Below are 14,784 nucleotides of genomic sequence, written 5' to 3'. Positions count from 1 at the left end.
CACCCCAAAAATAAATATATGTGTAGTAAAAAAGGTCATTAACATAGTATTGCCCGTGTAATTTGCACGACGATCCATTAGATAATCAGCCCAATGTAAGAGTTTGTGGGAAAAGGGGAAAAGTCCTGCAAACCTGGGTTAAGGAGGTTCTTTTGGGAGCAACAGGTGCAAAGGAGAGGATGAGCATCCGCCATATGCTCATTGTCGTCACGGGCGTTATGATTACTTTTGGCTGTTCGGCGCTCTGCTTCTCTACATGGGGTTCCTTCCAGCCGGTTGTTGCTGGGTCGCTGGGCATTGAGAAGACGGCGTTCGCGCTTTATGTAACAATCATGTACCTTGCGATGACCGTTGCTTCGCCTTTCGCCGGCAAGCTTCTTCAAACCGTCGATGCTCGTATCCTTCTTAGCGTGTGCGCATGTTTGGTCGGAGGGGCATTTTTCTTGATGAGTCTTGCTCCGACTATCGAGTGGTTTTACGCCGCGGGCATTCTGCTTGGTGTTGGCGAGGTTGTTCTTCTCTGGCTTGCTGTTCCCACGCTGATCAACAACTGGTTTGTAGAGCGTGGTGGTTTCTTCATCGGTATTTGCATGTGCATGACTGGCGTCGGTGGAGCCGTTTGGAATGCGGTGTTTACGGCCCTTGTTTCGAGCGGTATGGACTTCCACGATATCTATCGCATTTGGGCGTTTATCGCATTGGCTACGTCGCTTCCCTTTACCTTGCTTGCCGTGCGTACCCGGCCCCAGGATGTTGGTCTGCTTCCCTATGGTGCTAGCTCGAATTCGGGAGGAGCTTCGGCGAAACCTCGTGGACTGAGCGTCAAAGATGCGATGAAGTCCCCAGTCTTTTATGCAATATGTCTGTTTGCTGGCTTGATTAACATCGCTATTCTTATTGCGATGCAGTTCCCCTCGTATGCTCGGTCGCTTACCGATGCGCCGTTTGATGTGGTTGTGGTTGGCGGTGTGATGGCCACCGTCATGATGGTTGGTCAAGCCATTGCTAAGGTTACTCTCGGTGGACTTGCCGATAAGAATGCTCGCGGCACACTGCTGTTTGCGTTTACCTGTGGCGTCGTCGGAATTCTGCTCTGCTGGTTTGGATTTGCTTCCGAGTATCTGCTGTATTCTGGCGCATTCGTGTTCGGTTTTATGTATGCGACCGCTGTAACCCTTGTCCCCATAATGGTTCGTCAAATCTTTGGGACGAGGGAGTACTCTCTGATCTATTCTCGCATCAGTTCGGTCTTCAACCTCGTTGCTTCCTTCGCTGCTTTGATTTGGGCGGGTATTCAGCAGTCGGTATTTGGCTTTACGGGTGTATTCATCGCGGGCATTTCGATGTTGGTTGTGGTTCTCCTGATCGGCCTGTATTGCTTCGGTAAGCAGAAGAGCATTGTGGATCGCTGGACCGAATAAGGATCAGCGCATGAGAACGGGGCCCGCTTCAAAAGCGGGCCCCGTTTTTTGTTGCTAGCTGATTTCTTGGGCATCGTTAGAAGTTGATGCGCTTTCGGGAAAACCGAATTGACCCTTAGGCGTTACGCGCGGCCTCTCTTTCCCGGGCCTTTTCGGCGAGGCGTGAGAGAGGAACGATTTTCACCATGATCTCTCCTTCTGAGATCACGTCTCCGAGATCGTCGTATGCCGTGCACTTCCAGAACTGCTTGATCCCTTCTTGCCTGTCGAGGGTTGCTACTCCGTGCAGCAGACCGTCTTTACCGCTCTTCTTGTGGCGGATATGGACATCGATTCCAAAGGGGAGTTCATTCGCGAAATCCGTGTTGTTTTCAGACCCGCGACTTGCTAGCGATTCGAGAAACGCGATGGTCGCGCCCCCGTGAAGGTAACCATGCGGTTGGTAGACATCGGGGTTTATGGGCATAACCCCTTCAACGCGATCCTTTCTGTCGACTGTGAATTCAATTCCAAGGTTTTCTACAAATGCCATAAGCTTCCTTCCTTCAAAGTCTCTAAACGGTTTATTAGATTGTAGCTATTGTTTTCTGCTACTTATCTGGCCCGATGGTTTGCGACCATCAGAACTGATTCTTTGAGTAACAAGACCGACTTCTAGCTCTAAAACGGGGAAAGAAGAAAGGCGCCCTGCATCTCCATTAATCCTTTCGTGAGAACCCATTGATTGCAGGTTGCGTTACAATTGGGTCAGATCGCAAGCGGCAACGCGCTTCCGACCTAGTCTGTTACATCCGACTGAGGAGGAAAAATGGCTCAGTACGCTCGAATCTTCGCAGCATTGGACGGAGGGTCGACCCAGGAAGCTGTTGCGCGCCGTGCGGTCCAGGTTGCGCACAACAGCGGGGCGGAATTGCTGTTCGGACATGTCATCGACTCGGTTCCCTACGAAGCGAACGGGATCGATTTCGCGGCGCTGTGCGAAGACGGCAAGAAGAACCTGGAGCACGATCTTGCCGCCATCCTCGCAGAAGCCAAAGAAGACCCCAATATCGTGTCGGTCGATTTGAAGGTGCATGCCGGCCGCATCACCGATACGCTCGCAGAGAGCCTCATCGAACCCTTCGAGCCCGATCTGGTGATCTGCGGCGCCCGCGGCCTATCGAACCTGAAGTACGCGTTCGTGGGCAGCGTGTCCACCTATCTCATCCGCAACATTAAATGTGACGTCTTGGTTGTTAAACCCGAGCATCACGACAGCGTGAAGCTGTAGGCTGATTTAAGCTGTAGGCACAACATCTGCCAGACTGCTGCGCCCGCTGACGACCCCGGCCGAGCCGCGCGTCGTCAGCGGGCTTTTTCGCGAGATGAAGGAGCGTTCCATGATCAACCAGACGATGCTCGATCTTGGCCGTGCGCCGTCACCCATCCGTCAGCTTTTCAACTACGGTTTCGAGCGAAAGAAGGTGGTTGGCGAGGAGAACGTGTTCGACTTCAGCATCGGAAACCCCAGCATTCCCGCGCCCGAAGCGATCCGCGAGCGCATGCGCGAGCTGATCGAGCAGGATCCGGCGGCCCTGCACGGCTATTCTCCCGCATCGGGACTGCCCGCCACGCGCGCTGCCGTGGCGCGGAACCTGCGCGAGCGTTTCGGCATCGAGGCCGATCCCCGTCACATCTACATGACCACGGGCGCTATGGCGGGGGTGAAAAGCGTCATCTGCGCCGTAGCGCGCCCCGGCGAGGAAGTGATCGTCAACGCGCCGTATTTCCCCGAATACCGCATGCTCATAGAGACGGCGGGCTGCATCTGCGTCGAGGTGCCCACGCGCGCCGACGATTTCCAGCTTGACATCGAGGCGCTGGCGCAAGCCGTGAACCCCAACACGGCGCTGGTCATCGTCAACTCGCCGAACAATCCGGTGGGGACGGTGTACACGCAGGACTGCATCGAGCGCCTATCCGATTTGCTGGAATCCCGCGAGCGCGAGTACGGCCACCCTATCTACCTCCTCAGCGACGAGCCGTATCGCGAGCTGTGCTACGGCGACCCCGTCCCGTTCACGGCGAATTTCTACCGCGACACCATCGTGTGCTACTCCTGGGCGAAGAGCCTCTCGCTTCCCGGCGAGCGCATCGGCTACGTGTTCACCTCCAGCCGCATGGAGCGCGCCGATGATGTGGCAGACGCCGTTGCGGGCGCCCATCGGTCGCTGGGCTACGTGTGCGCCCCGGTGATGTTCCAGAAGGTCATCGAGACGTGCGTCGATCTGCCTGCGAACGTGGAGGCGTACCGCAGCAACCGCGACCTGCTGACCGCCGGCCTTGACGAGCTGGGATACCGCTACGTTTCCCCCGACGGCGCGTTCTACCTGTGGGTGAAGGCCCTTGAAGAAGACGCCCAGGCGTTCAGCGACCGCGCCAAGGAGCACGACCTCCTTTTGGTGGCGTCCGATAGTTTCGGGTGCAGCGGATGGGTGCGCGTGAGCTACTGCGTGTCCGAGACCTCCATCAGGAACTCCATGAAGGCATGGAGGGCGCTGAAGGAAAGTTACGGCGCTTAGGGGGCCTACTCGCTGCGCAGCGCTTCCACGGGGTCGGCCTTCGATGCTCGCGATGCGGGTATGAGGCCGGCGATGAACGTGAGCAGCACGCTGATGGCCACCAGCACCACGGCGGCCTGCCAGGGGAGGATCGCCACCTGGGCAACGTTGAACAGCGAGTTCACGACGGCGTTCACCGGAATGCAGGCAAGGGCGGTGACGCCGACTCCCATGATGCCCGCGATCAGGCCCTCGATGACCGTTTCGGCATTGAAGATATCGCTCACGTTGCGCTTGCTCGCGCCGATGGAGCGCAGGATGCCGATCTCCTTGCGTCGCTCGAGCACCGAGATGTACGTGATGACGCCGATCATGATGGACGACACCACCAGCGAGATGGACACGAACGCTATCAGCACGTAGCTGATCATGTCGATGATGGTCGTGACCGAACTCATCAGGGCCCCGACAAGGTCGGTGTAGGTGACGACGCGGTCATCGTCTCCGGCGGCCTTCGCATCGGCGTTGTAGGTATCGAGGATGCCGACCACTTTCTCCTTGCTGTTGAAGTCTTTGGGATACAGGCTGATCTGCTCGGGTTTGGCGTAGTCGGCGTATCCCAGCGTCTTCAGGTTGTCCTCGTAGCTGGCTTTTTTCGTCGTCATCATCGAGGTCAGAAGCCGGGTGAGTTCGTCTTGATCCATGTTGAACTGGAAAGCCTTGGCAAACGCTTCGGGGCTGACGTTCATTGCGCTGGACAGCGACGAGCTGAGCTGCCCCATGTAGCTTCCGACCGCAGACGAGATCTGCGAAGAGAGCGCGGTCATCATCTGGGAGATGTATCCCTGGAGGGATTTCTGCAGCCCGGCAGAAAGCGACTGAGACATCGATCCGGCCAGTTGAGCTCCGATCTGGGACGAAATGGCCTTTGCGATGCGCTGCTGGACGGCCTTGCTCACGGCATCGATGTCCTGTGCGGACAGCTTCGCGCTCAGCTGGCGCTGCACTTCGTCCGACACCGCCTTCTGAACGGCCTCGTTGTTCGCGACGGTGGAAACAACCTGGTTGATCTGGGTTTGGACGGAAGGTTCGGCCAGGTAGTCGCCGATGGTCGCGGACGGGTGCGCGGAGAGGTATACGGGGAAGCCCTGTATGATGCGCGAGGCGGTTTGGGCGATGTCGTTGGATGCGCTGGTTCCCAAAGCGCCGTTCGCCGCCTTGAGGATGGACGCGTAATCGAGCTGCGAGAGCGCCTCTCCCAGCTGGGGGAAGCTCGATGCAAGGTCGCTCAGGTCGACGCTGGACAAATCGACGTTGGATAGGTCGACGCTCGAGAGGTTCATTCCCGACCAGTCGATGCTCGACAGGTCGAGGGAAAGATCGGACGAGGGCATAGACGTCATGTCGAACCCGGAGAGCGCCGCGTTGTCAAACGACAGGTTGCTCAGCGCTGAGGGGTTGAAGCTGAACGCCTGGGAAAGGGCCTGCTGATCGATGGTGAACAGCGACGACATGTCGAAGTCGCCCTTGCTGTCGGCGGCTTCGTCGTCGAAGTCCCTTCCGGTGAACACGTTGGTGTCGGGCTCTTCCAGCTGCTGTTTGACGATGCCGGACTGGGAGGCCTGGTCGATGAGGCGGTCGCGCAGCGCGGGCGTGTAGTACAGCCTGCTGGGGGGCAGCGCGGTCCCGTTGGCATCGGGATCTGCCTGGACGACCCCGACGATGCGCAGATCATCGGAGCTTTCCACGAGCGATTTCATGTAGTCGGCATCGTCTGACTTGTCGACCCACGTGCCGTAGTCGTCGTTTCGCTCGTACAGCTTCGTGCGATCGACCGCCTTGAACGTGGGCGACATCAGCTCTTCGAACGAGAATCCGCCGGATGCCTGGTCGGTGTCGACGTTTTCGCCTCTGCCGAACGCCTCGGCCATCTCGTCGAGCTTTTCCGGGTCCTTCAGTCCCATGCTGTACAGCAAAAGGTCGCTGACCTGCTCGTTGCTGTTGACCACCAAAACCAGCTCGTTATAGGAAGAGGGCCAGCGTCCTGCCAGCACGTTGTAGTTCTTCTCGTACAGATCGGGGTTGCTGGGAAGCTGGGCGAACGCATCGTACGAGGTCATGCTGCTGGAAAGGAGGCCTCCCATCGATGCGCCGGGCGACGAGGGGTCGTAGCCCGCAAGCTTCGTCATGGTGACGTCCGGGTTGACCTGACGGGCGCCCGATTCGGTGTTGCCGCTGAACACGAGGGGCTTGATCCCGTAGTCGTATTCGATGAGGTTCACGTATTCGTTGACGTTGCCGCCGTTTCCGTCAAGAAACGTCTTCAAAGAGGCGAGGTCGTTGGTGTTCACGCTCGAGAACATGCGGTTGAGGGCCCCGAGCTCTTTCACGTCCCCGCCATCGGACGGGCTTGCGTTCTCGTCGGTGGATCCCGCTTTCGCATCGGATGCGGAGGCGCCGCTTCCCGTCAGAGAAACAGGGGAGGAAGAGCTTTCGTCGTCGGATCCGCTGCCTGCTCCCAGCATCGCGCTGAGGTCCATGCCGGTTTTGGCGATCGTCAGCGGGTATTCGGACAGGGTCTGCTCTTCGACGTCGGCGATGTAGTCGTTCACGCCGTTTGCCAAAGAGAGGATGGCCGCGATGCCGATGATCCCGATGGATCCGGCGAACGCGGTCATGATGGTGCGCCCTTTTTTGGTCATGAGGTTGTTGAACGAAAGAGACAGAGCGGTGAGGAAAGACATCGAGGTCTTGACGGCCTTCTTGCCGTGGGCGGCCGCGATTTCGCTTTCGGTGGGACGATAGGGCATGCTGTCGCTGCGAATCGTTCCGTCGGCGAGGTTGACGATGCGCGTAGCGTATTGTTCGGCCAGTTCGGGATTGTGCGTGACCATGACCACCAGGCGGTCGCGGGCGATCTCGGTGAGAAGGTCCATGATCTGCACGCTGGTTTTCGAGTCGAGGGCCCCGGTCGGCTCGTCGGCGAGCAGGATCTCGGGGTCGTTGATGAGGGCGCGCGCGATGGCGACGCGCTGCATCTGCCCGCCCGAAAGCTGGCTGGGTTTCTTGTTCACGTGGTCTTTCAGCCCCACGCGCTCGAGCGCTTCGACGGCGCGCTTCCTGCGTTCGGCCTTCGACACGCCCGACAGGGTGAGCGCCAGCTCGACGTTGGCCAGCACGGTTTGGTGGGGAATGAGGTTGTACGCCTGGAACACGAACCCGATGCGGTTGTTTCGGTACGCGTCCCAATCGCGATCCTTGTACTCCTTGGTCGAGATGCCCTCGATGATCAGGTCGCCCGAATCGTAAGCGTCAAGGCCTCCCAGGATGTTCAGCAGCGTGGTCTTGCCCGATCCGGACGGGCCCAGGATGGCGACGAACTCGTTGTCGCGAAACGATATCGATACGTCGTCGAGGGCCTTTTGGGTGAAGCTGCCGGTGGTGTAGGACTTGCTGATGTTGGTGATCTGAAGCATGGGCCCCTCGTTCGCTCGGGCGATGGAAAGCGTCAGTTTGCACACTACCCCGATAGGAGGCGGCGGTGCGCTCGGTCGCGAGAATGTAATGTGTTCTCCATGTCCGATGGCGCGGGGGTGCGCAAGCTCAGAGTTAGCCTCAGGTAGCCAAAAGCACGGTTGGGTTTCATCGAGGGTGTTCGGTCGACGGCGCTCTTTCTCTCGTTAGAATGGTTGATAATGTAGCGAGGAAGGCGGGGCGAAGGGCCCCTGGAAATCGAGGAGGAAAAGCATGGACGCAAAAGTCGCTCAGCTGCTTAACGACCAGATCAACAAGGAGCTGTACTCGGCATATCTGTACATGTCGTTTGCGAACTACTACGAAGAGGTGGGTCTGAAGGGCTACGCCAACTGGTACATGATCCAAACCAAAGAAGAGCGCGACCACGCGCTGATCTTCCGCAATTACTTGCTGGAAAACGACGAGAAGGTCAAGCTGGCCGCCATCGCCGAGCCGGACATGACGTTTTCCAACAACCTCGAGCCCCTCGAGGCCGCGCTCGAGCACGAGGAATACATCACGGCGTCGATCAACGAGATTTATGCAGCTGCGGTCGAAGTCAACGATTACCGCACCGTCAATTTCCTGAAGTGGTTCGTCGAGGAGCAGGGCGAGGAAGAGGCCAACGCCCGCGACATGGTGGCCGATATGAAGCTTTACGGAAGCGACCAGGGCTCTCTGTTCTCGCTCGATCGAGAGGCGATGTCGCGCACCTATACCGAAGCGGCTCCGCTGTCCGCAAACTAGCGCGTTTGGTCGAGGCCGCCGGGCGTGTGAGGCGCGCGTTCGGACGGCTTCGGAATATAGAGGGGCGCCCTGCTCGCAGTTCCATGCAAGCAGGGCGCCCCTGTTTCGGTCTTGCCCGGTGCGGATCGAGCTTCCTAATTCGCCTTGGGTTTAAGCACCAGCGTGATGATAAGGCCGATCAAGCCCAAGAAGAATCCCAGGAAGAAGCAGCCCACCGCCGAGCGGCCCTTCTTCTTTCCGATGGTCATGCAGACAACTCCCAGGATGACTGCGATAACCGCTCCGATTCCCAGCTGCAAAGTGTAGAAATCGCCGCTCAAGTACTCCATAACGCCCCTTTCTCCGTTTCCTATCGGAAAACTAACTGATATGCATTAAATCATGGTTTGACGCGGTGTTAGCCACGATCGGCAAACTTTTATCGAAGCAGTCCGAATTGCGTTGCCGAGGGACAAAAAAGCGCGCATCCGCTGGGGATGCGCGCAGCAGCCAGACGCCGGAGGATCGCGCCTAGGCGTCGGCTCCGGTGATCCCGTTGATGATGGACGAAACGATGCTGATGACGATGCTTGCGAAGAAGGCGGAAAGGAAGCTGTCGATTCGGATATCGACTCCGAACAGGAATCCGGAAAGCCCTGCGGCCAGGTACACCATAAGCGTGTTGATGATGAGGTAGCCGATTCCCAGCGTGACAACGGTGAAGGGCAGCCCGAGAGTCTGGGCCAGGGGTTTGATGCTCGCGTTGATCAATGCCATGATCAGGCCGAACGCAAGAGTCGACATAAGCGTCGAGCTGTCGGTCCCAAAGCCGATGCCGGGGACGAGCCAAAGGGCGGCCGCACAGGCGACCGAAGTGACGAGCCAGCGTACAATGAAGTTCATGGTTCCTCCTCGTGTTGGTTGGCTTTATTATCCCTTTGTTTTCCCCATTCGGGCAAAACGGGTGGGGAAACGTAGAATATGACGATAAACCGGGTTGTAAAACGAGAGGGTTGTGCGATGGCGCAGACGGCTTCCGAGAGGGAAACGGGTGGGTTTCCGCGATGCCCCCATGCGAGGGAATGCGGCGCCTGCCAACATGTGAACGAGCCGTACGAGCGGCAGGTGGCCCGGAAGCAGGATCGGCTTGTCGCGCTGCTTCGCGAGGCGGGGCTGCTTGACGGTGCGGAGGCGCTGCCGTTTCAGGGCATGGACGAGCCGTACCGCTACCGCAACAAGGTGATGTCGCCGTTTGCCGCAGGTCGTCGCCAGGGTAGTGCAGCCCGCAAAGGCGGCTTCGCCAAAGACGGCCGCGGCTTCGGGAAAGGCGCCGCCCGAAGGAAGGGGCCCTCGCGCGAGATCCTCACGGGCATGTACGCGGCCGGCACCCATCGCATTGTGGACACCCGGCATTGCCTGGTCGAAAACGAGCGGGCCCAGAAGGTCGTCCGATCGGTGAAGACCCTCATGATGCGCTACGGGATCGAACCTTACGATGAAGACGCCGGAACGGGGTTCATGCGCCACGTTGTAGTGCGCGTGGGGCATGAAAGCGGCGAGATGCTGGTCACGCTTGTTACGAACAGCGAGGAGTTCCCCGCCTCTCGGTCGTTTTGCCGAGAGCTCGCGCGCATGTGCCCTTTCGTCACGACCGTGGTGCAGAACGTGAACCTGAGGAAGACGAACGTGGTGCTTGGCGGGAAGGAGCAGCGCCTGTACGGGCCCGGGTTCATACTCGATACGCTGTGCGGGTTGTCGTTCCGCATTTCCAGCCAATCCTTCTACCAGGTGAATTCGGTTCAAACCGAGGCCCTGTACCTAAGCGCGATCGGGTTCGCGCAACTGGACGGAACCCAATCGGTGATCGACGCGTACTGCGGCACGGGAACCATCGGGCTCGTGGCGGCGTCGCGCGGCGCAAGCAGCGTGGTGGGGGTGGACACGGTCGAATCGTCCATCCGCGATGCGCGGGAGAACGCACGGCACAACGGGATCGAGAACGCGACGTTTCATGCAGCCGACGCGAGTTCGTTCATGCGCGGCCTGGCGGCAGAGGGCCGCTCGACCGACGTGGTGTTCATGGATCCGCCGCGTGCGGGATCGACCGAAGAGTTCCTCGACGCGCTGGCGGTTCTAGCCCCTCGACGCGTGGTGTACATCTCGTGCAACCCCGTTACGCAGATGCGCGACCTGCGCTATTTGGCGGCGAAGGGCTATCGGGTGGAGAAGGTGCAGGGGGTCGATATGTTCCCCCATACCGACCATATAGAGACGGTGTGCCTCTTGACCCGGGAAACCGGAAAAGCTCGTCCCGAAAGACCTTAACGTTTTCTCCTGTTCAAGCGCAGAGGATTTGCGCTTCGGCGGTTCCGGGTCTTACGGAGCAAGGATGTCGAGGTACTGCTCGAGCCTGTCGTCAACATACCCAGCCACCAGCTCGATCATGGCACCCGCTTTTCCATCGCGATAATAAGAGTCGAATGCGCCATAGTAGCGCCTGCGATCCTCGAACTTCACATCGATGGCGGGGTATCCGCTTTGAATCAGCTCGAGGTTCAGCAGCAGCCGTCCGGTGCGGCCGTTGCCGTCGATGAAGGGATGGATGCCCTCGAAATCGAGGTGAAACAGGGCGATTCGCTCGATCGGATGAAGCCTCTTTTCGCGTTCTTTGTTTCTGCGTAGGAGGGCTTTCATCTCCCCTTCGATCTCGTGCGGGCGGGTCGGTTCGGCAAACGCGCCCGCGATTCGCACGGGGATCCTGCGATAGGCACCCTTGTCTTGCGGACGGTGCATAAGCACGAGGGAGTGGATGTCTTTGATCTCGCGCTCGCCCAGCCTCGCACGCGCTTCGGCAAGTTCCTCGACATAGCAGAAGGCATCTTTATGCCCCACGACCTCGAGGTGATCTTTGAGAGGCTTCCGATCGATCGTCATACCCTCGAGAACCAAAGCGGTTTCTTTCAGAGTGAGGGTGTTTCCCTCGATCGCGTTGGAGTTGTAGGTGAAATCCACCAAAAACCGTTCGCGTAACCGGGTCACTTCGCCATCGGTGAGTGGCCGCATGGCATCCAAGCGCAGCTTCTTCTCGTCAATCGATCGGAACAATGGGGCGAAGGCGGGATCGCCAGCTTGTCTTGGGAGCCTCCTTCGGTCGATCGGACGTGTGGCAGTGACGGGGATCAGGTATTTCTTACCTGAGCGCACCACACCCTCGATGTCGCCGTTGGCGCAGAGCAGGCGCACTCGACGGGTCGACAACCCCCATTTCTCGGCTGCTTGGGTGACGGTCATGTAATCCATCTGCGCGCCTCCTATCCTGTAGCCACCTTAGCACAAAACGGAATAAAAGATATGCAACTATGTATAGTAATGGCTTTGTTTATTCCGGTTGATGTACGGTCGGTCGGAACCCGACAACGGATGACGCCGCGCTGCTCACTGAAAACCGGGAGGCGAATGGGTGTCGTTGCCGCCTCGGTCAACGGGGCTTGACGATACGGCGAAAATGCCACAGAGTTGCTCGGGAGCATCGATGAAGGGAGCGTCTTGTGACGCTCGACTCCGCCGATCTGCAGGCTGATTGCGGATCCGAGCCGGCGCAGACGTCGGTAGAGAGGATGAAGATGGACCAGCTGTTCGAGTTCGATGCGGTGATCCACGAGATGAAGGAGCGCGGTGGGGCCTACGTGGTCTTTCCCTGGAACGTCCGAGAGGCGTTCGGGGCGGGGAGGCAGAAGGTCCACGCGACGTTCGACGGGATTCCCTACGACGGCAGCGTGGTGAACATGGGGGTGAAAGACGAGGCGGGAAACGTCTGCTACATCATCGGCATGCTGAAATCGATACGGACCCAACTGGGTAAAGGGGAAGGCGATACGGTGCATGTGACCGTGGTGAAGCGGTAGCGCTCGCTAGGACAGAACACCAACGCGAAGCAGGGGATCGCATTGCGGTCCCCTGCCTGCTTTTCAGGTACGGTTGCGCAACGGATCGAATCGGATCTGGGGCAGACTTCCTGCCTTCCAGCGTGTTCTGCCAGCCGAACAGCTCAAATATCGAACATATACTTGATTGGTCGTTGTTATTTAGAGTATGGTCGACCAAGTGGCTTATCGTTGATGAGGGTATCCAACGTAAGCGGTTGGCTCAAAAAGAGGGAACGGTTTGAACGGGATAAGAGAAGGCGAATATCTGTGTTGGAAGCGGGGGAGAAGATGAGGGCTCTGAGAAGATCGGCCGTGTTCGCTGTGCTGGCCGCGGTCGTGTTCCTGTGTATGGCGGGGCAGGTTCCCAATGCTTTCGCAGAGGGCGCGAGCGGCCCGCTTGTGGCAAACGCCTCTCCGATCGGTCCCACCAAGGTGCTGGTGAAGAAGGTGGAGAAGGGGACCGAAACCCTTCTGCCCGATGCGACGTTGACGGTGTACCGGGGAGAGGGCACCTCCGGCGAGAAGCTCTTGGAGCGAAAGACCGCCGGCGATGTCGGCATCGACCTGGAGCTTTCCGACGGCATCTATACGCTTTCCGAAACCGAGGCGCCGCAGGGATACGCGAAGGCAAGCGATATCGTGTTCAAGGTCGAGGCCGGAAAGCTGTATGTGAAATCGCAGGGCGTCTTCGTCGAGTCCCAGGATGCCGAAGAGATCGCGTCCAATAATTACGAGGCTTTCGCGGACAGGGACGACGACTCGTTCTCCTGGGGAACGACCCCCTACGGGAAGCATTACTACCTCAGGGACAACGGCGGTATGGGAGAGGTGCTGTACTGCTTCAACATCGATCTGCACGAGCCTCCCGAGAGCTACGACAAGGGGGCCCAGATCGACTACGATCCGTTCGACGGCGATGTGAAGTACACGAGGATCGTAAAACCCGGCAAGCTGATCGACCACACCCAGCATCCCAGGGTGAGCGACCCCGCCTTGTTCTATCAGAAGATCCAGAAGGTCATCTACGCCGGGTTCCCGAACGATGCGAACGGGCTGGGGTCGGGCCTGACCCCGACCGAGTTCAAGACGGCAACCCAGCTTGCGATCTATTACTACACCGACAGCATCGACGCGAATACGATCGAGCACGGTTTCCAGGGGATCCGAGAAGAAGAGGGAAAGAAGGTGCGCGCCGCCTTCGATGCGCTGATCGCGTATGCCGAATCGCCCGAAACCGCGCCCGCCGACTTCAAGCTGAACATGTTCTCCTGCAACAACGGCAAGTACCAGAACCTGATTGGGACGAACTACAAGCAGGACGGCTTGCTGTACACCCTGCTGATGGAGGACGAGAAGCTTCCCGCGAGGAAGAGCGTCTCCGTCGAGAAGGTGTGGATGGGCGAGGACGGTGCGCCTATCGCGGCTCCCGTCGAGTCGATCGAGGTCGAGCTGCTCAAAAACGGGGAGGCGACGGGTTCGAAGAAGAGCCTGGGCGCTGGCGGATCGTGGAAGGCTTCGTTCGACGACCTTGACGTCAAGACCGCCGACGGGACGGATATCGTGTACACCGTGAGGGAAACGGGCGAGTCCGACGGGGTTGTCGAGGTGGCCGGCAAGAAGTTCGAGGTCGCCTATGGCGGGAACATGGGCGATGGGTTGACCGTCGCCAACAAACTGAAGAAGGCCGCCGACCCGGTGGATCCGGTTGACCCCGTCGATCCCGCCGACCCGGTGGATCCGGTTGACCCCGTGGATCCCGTTGACCCTGTGGACCCCGTCGATCCCGTCAAGCCGGTGGACCCGGTCGACCCCGTCGATCCCGTGAAACCGGTCGGCCCGGGCGACCCTGAAGGCCTGACCAGCGGCAAGGCGAATGCGTCGGTCGATCGGGATGGCTGGCGGGTCGTCGCCCCGAAGTCCCCCGCCATTCCGGCGACGGGCGACTCGTTTGCCTTCGGAGCGGCAGCGGGTACGGTCTTCCTGATCAGCATGGTCACCGCCCTGGTGTGCGCGAGGCGCGCAAAGCGCCGCTAACGGGTTCGGCGCTTCGTCCCTAGCGATTCGCTCGCTGCGACAGGGCGCCAACGCGAAGCAGGGGGCCGCATTGCGGTCCCCTGCCTGCTTTTCAGGCGCGGTTGCGCGGAGGCGACGACCACCTCGCTAGGCGTCCTTCCTGCGGTACTCGGCCAGCTTTTCGTCCAGCTCGCGCTGCTGGCGTTTGTGCGAGAGGCTGAAAACCACGGAGAGCACGGCGAAGATCAGCAGGTAGGTTATGGTGAACGACACCCAGGCCATCGGGTTGTGCGAGGGGAACCAACCCATGGCGGTCGCCGTTACCGCCAAAACCGCATACAGGCACAGGCCGAACAGCGCCGAGCGCAGTGCGTTTGGCATGCGGCGGATGATCGTCGAGGTGAAGAAGACGAGCTGCAAAGCGGCCGCCGCGACGCACACGCCGAAGATCGACCAGCACAGGTTGATGCCCTGTTTCGCTTCCTCGCTGGCGAAGATGGAGCCCATCACCATGGAAACCAGCATGATGACGGTGAACCCCACGCAAAGGGATATCGCGAACGATCGGACGTTTTCCCCTGCGGTCCGGTACTCGGTGTCTATGGCGTTCCTAGAGGTCATGACGATTCCTTTCCTTGTTTT

The 14,784-nt window shown here is 59.1% G+C and carries 13 protein-coding genes; 7 read left to right on the top strand and 6 right to left on the bottom strand.

Going from position 1 to position 14,784, the window contains the following annotated elements; translation table 11 throughout:
• Window positions 1-62: 62 nt before the first annotated feature.
• A complete protein-coding gene (locus JI75_RS06700; RefSeq protein ID WP_240993148.1) occupies window positions 63-1,421 on the top strand; it encodes an MFS transporter in 1,359 nt (452 codons plus the stop codon).
• A gap of 115 nt (window positions 1,422-1,536) precedes the next feature.
• On the opposite strand, the gene JI75_RS06695 is transcribed toward JI75_RS06700, so the two are convergent.
• Window positions 1,537-1,953, bottom strand: coding sequence for a PaaI family thioesterase (locus JI75_RS06695; protein ID WP_039689720.1), 417 nt, complete (start codon window positions 1,951-1,953; stop codon window positions 1,537-1,539).
• A gap of 276 nt (window positions 1,954-2,229) precedes the next feature.
• Here JI75_RS06695 and JI75_RS06690 point away from each other — a divergent pair, with 276 nt between their 5' ends.
• Window positions 2,230-2,691 (top strand): universal stress protein, encoded by a 462-nt coding sequence (locus JI75_RS06690; protein WP_039689718.1) that lies wholly within the window; start codon window positions 2,230-2,232, stop codon window positions 2,689-2,691.
• A gap of 109 nt (window positions 2,692-2,800) precedes the next feature.
• The gene (locus tag JI75_RS06685) at window positions 2,801-3,982 is read left to right on the top strand and encodes a pyridoxal phosphate-dependent aminotransferase (protein ID WP_039689716.1); all 1,182 of its coding nucleotides are present in this window, start codon (window positions 2,801-2,803) and stop codon (window positions 3,980-3,982) included.
• A gap of 5 nt (window positions 3,983-3,987) precedes the next feature.
• On the opposite strand, the gene JI75_RS06680 is transcribed toward JI75_RS06685, so the two are convergent.
• Window positions 3,988-7,437, bottom strand: a complete 3,450-nt coding sequence (locus tag JI75_RS06680; RefSeq protein ID WP_039689714.1) for an ABC transporter ATP-binding protein/permease — start codon at window positions 7,435-7,437, stop codon at window positions 3,988-3,990.
• A gap of 271 nt (window positions 7,438-7,708) precedes the next feature.
• Between JI75_RS06680 and JI75_RS06675 the strand changes: the two genes are divergently transcribed.
• A complete protein-coding gene (locus JI75_RS06675; RefSeq protein WP_039689712.1) occupies window positions 7,709-8,224 on the top strand; it encodes a ferritin in 516 nt (171 codons plus the stop codon).
• Between the two features lie 134 nt (window positions 8,225-8,358).
• On the opposite strand, the gene JI75_RS08830 is transcribed toward JI75_RS06675, so the two are convergent.
• Complete coding sequence (locus JI75_RS08830) at window positions 8,359-8,553, bottom strand: hypothetical protein (RefSeq protein WP_052241660.1); 195 nt, start codon at window positions 8,551-8,553, stop codon at window positions 8,359-8,361.
• A 181-nt stretch (window positions 8,554-8,734) separates the two neighbouring features.
• On the bottom strand, window positions 8,735-9,106 hold the full coding sequence (locus JI75_RS06665; RefSeq protein ID WP_039689707.1) for a phage holin family protein: 372 nt from the start codon (window positions 9,104-9,106) through the stop codon (window positions 8,735-8,737).
• A gap of 117 nt (window positions 9,107-9,223) precedes the next feature.
• On the opposite strand from JI75_RS06665, the gene rlmD reads away from it, so the two are divergent.
• The gene (rlmD, locus tag JI75_RS06660; protein WP_039689705.1) at window positions 9,224-10,528 is read left to right on the top strand and encodes a 23S rRNA (uracil(1939)-C(5))-methyltransferase RlmD; all 1,305 of its coding nucleotides are present in this window, start codon (window positions 9,224-9,226) and stop codon (window positions 10,526-10,528) included.
• A 51-nt stretch (window positions 10,529-10,579) separates the two neighbouring features.
• On the opposite strand, the gene JI75_RS06655 is transcribed toward rlmD, so the two are convergent.
• A complete protein-coding gene (locus tag JI75_RS06655) occupies window positions 10,580-11,503 on the bottom strand; it encodes a Fic family protein (RefSeq protein ID WP_039689703.1) in 924 nt (307 codons plus the stop codon).
• A gap of 248 nt (window positions 11,504-11,751) precedes the next feature.
• Between JI75_RS06655 and JI75_RS06650 the strand changes: the two genes are divergently transcribed.
• Window positions 11,752-12,108 carry a DUF1905 domain-containing protein gene (locus JI75_RS06650; RefSeq protein ID WP_205911724.1) on the top strand — a complete coding sequence of 119 codons (357 nt, stop codon included), beginning with the start codon at window positions 11,752-11,754 and terminating at the stop codon, window positions 12,106-12,108.
• A 288-nt stretch (window positions 12,109-12,396) separates the two neighbouring features.
• Window positions 12,397-14,163 carry a Cys-Gln thioester bond-forming surface protein gene (locus JI75_RS06645; protein WP_039689701.1) on the top strand — a complete coding sequence of 589 codons (1,767 nt, stop codon included), beginning with the start codon at window positions 12,397-12,399 and terminating at the stop codon, window positions 14,161-14,163.
• Between the two features lie 126 nt (window positions 14,164-14,289).
• On the opposite strand, the gene JI75_RS06640 is transcribed toward JI75_RS06645, so the two are convergent.
• Entirely contained in the window at window positions 14,290-14,763 is a 474-nt protein-coding gene (locus JI75_RS06640) for a DUF3021 family protein (protein WP_039689699.1), read from the bottom strand.
• Window positions 14,764-14,784 lie beyond the last annotated feature (21 nt).

Source organism: Berryella intestinalis (genome assembly GCF_000814825.1).
Taxonomy (GTDB): domain Bacteria; phylum Actinomycetota; class Coriobacteriia; order Coriobacteriales; family Eggerthellaceae; genus Berryella; species Berryella intestinalis.
Note: the sequence above shows the minus strand (reverse complement) of the source record. Positions and strands in the feature narration are given on the sequence as shown.

Bases quoted from the DNA above. Each gene is read 5' to 3' on its own strand.
- JI75_RS06695 (WP_039689720.1), bottom strand. From the start codon at position 1,953: ATGGCATTTGTAGAAAACCTTGGAATTGAATTCACAGTCGACAGAAAG.
- JI75_RS06690 (WP_039689718.1), top strand. From the start codon at position 2,230: ATGGCTCAGTACGCTCGAATCTTCGCAGCATTGGACGGAGGGTCGACC.
- JI75_RS06685 (WP_039689716.1), top strand. From the start codon at position 2,801: ATGATCAACCAGACGATGCTCGATCTTGGCCGTGCGCCGTCACCCATC.
- JI75_RS06680 (WP_039689714.1), bottom strand. From the start codon at position 7,437: ATGCTTCAGATCACCAACATCAGCAAGTCCTACACCACCGGCAGCTTC.
- JI75_RS06675 (WP_039689712.1), top strand. From the start codon at position 7,709: ATGGACGCAAAAGTCGCTCAGCTGCTTAACGACCAGATCAACAAGGAG.
- JI75_RS08830 (WP_052241660.1), bottom strand. From the start codon at position 8,553: ATGGAGTACTTGAGCGGCGATTTCTACACTTTGCAGCTGGGAATCGGA.
- JI75_RS06665 (WP_039689707.1), bottom strand. From the start codon at position 9,106: ATGAACTTCATTGTACGCTGGCTCGTCACTTCGGTCGCCTGTGCGGCC.
- rlmD (WP_039689705.1), top strand. From the start codon at position 9,224: ATGGCGCAGACGGCTTCCGAGAGGGAAACGGGTGGGTTTCCGCGATGC.
- JI75_RS06655 (WP_039689703.1), bottom strand. From the start codon at position 11,503: ATGGATTACATGACCGTCACCCAAGCAGCCGAGAAATGGGGGTTGTCG.
- JI75_RS06640 (WP_039689699.1), bottom strand. From the start codon at position 14,763: ATGACCTCTAGGAACGCCATAGACACCGAGTACCGGACCGCAGGGGAA.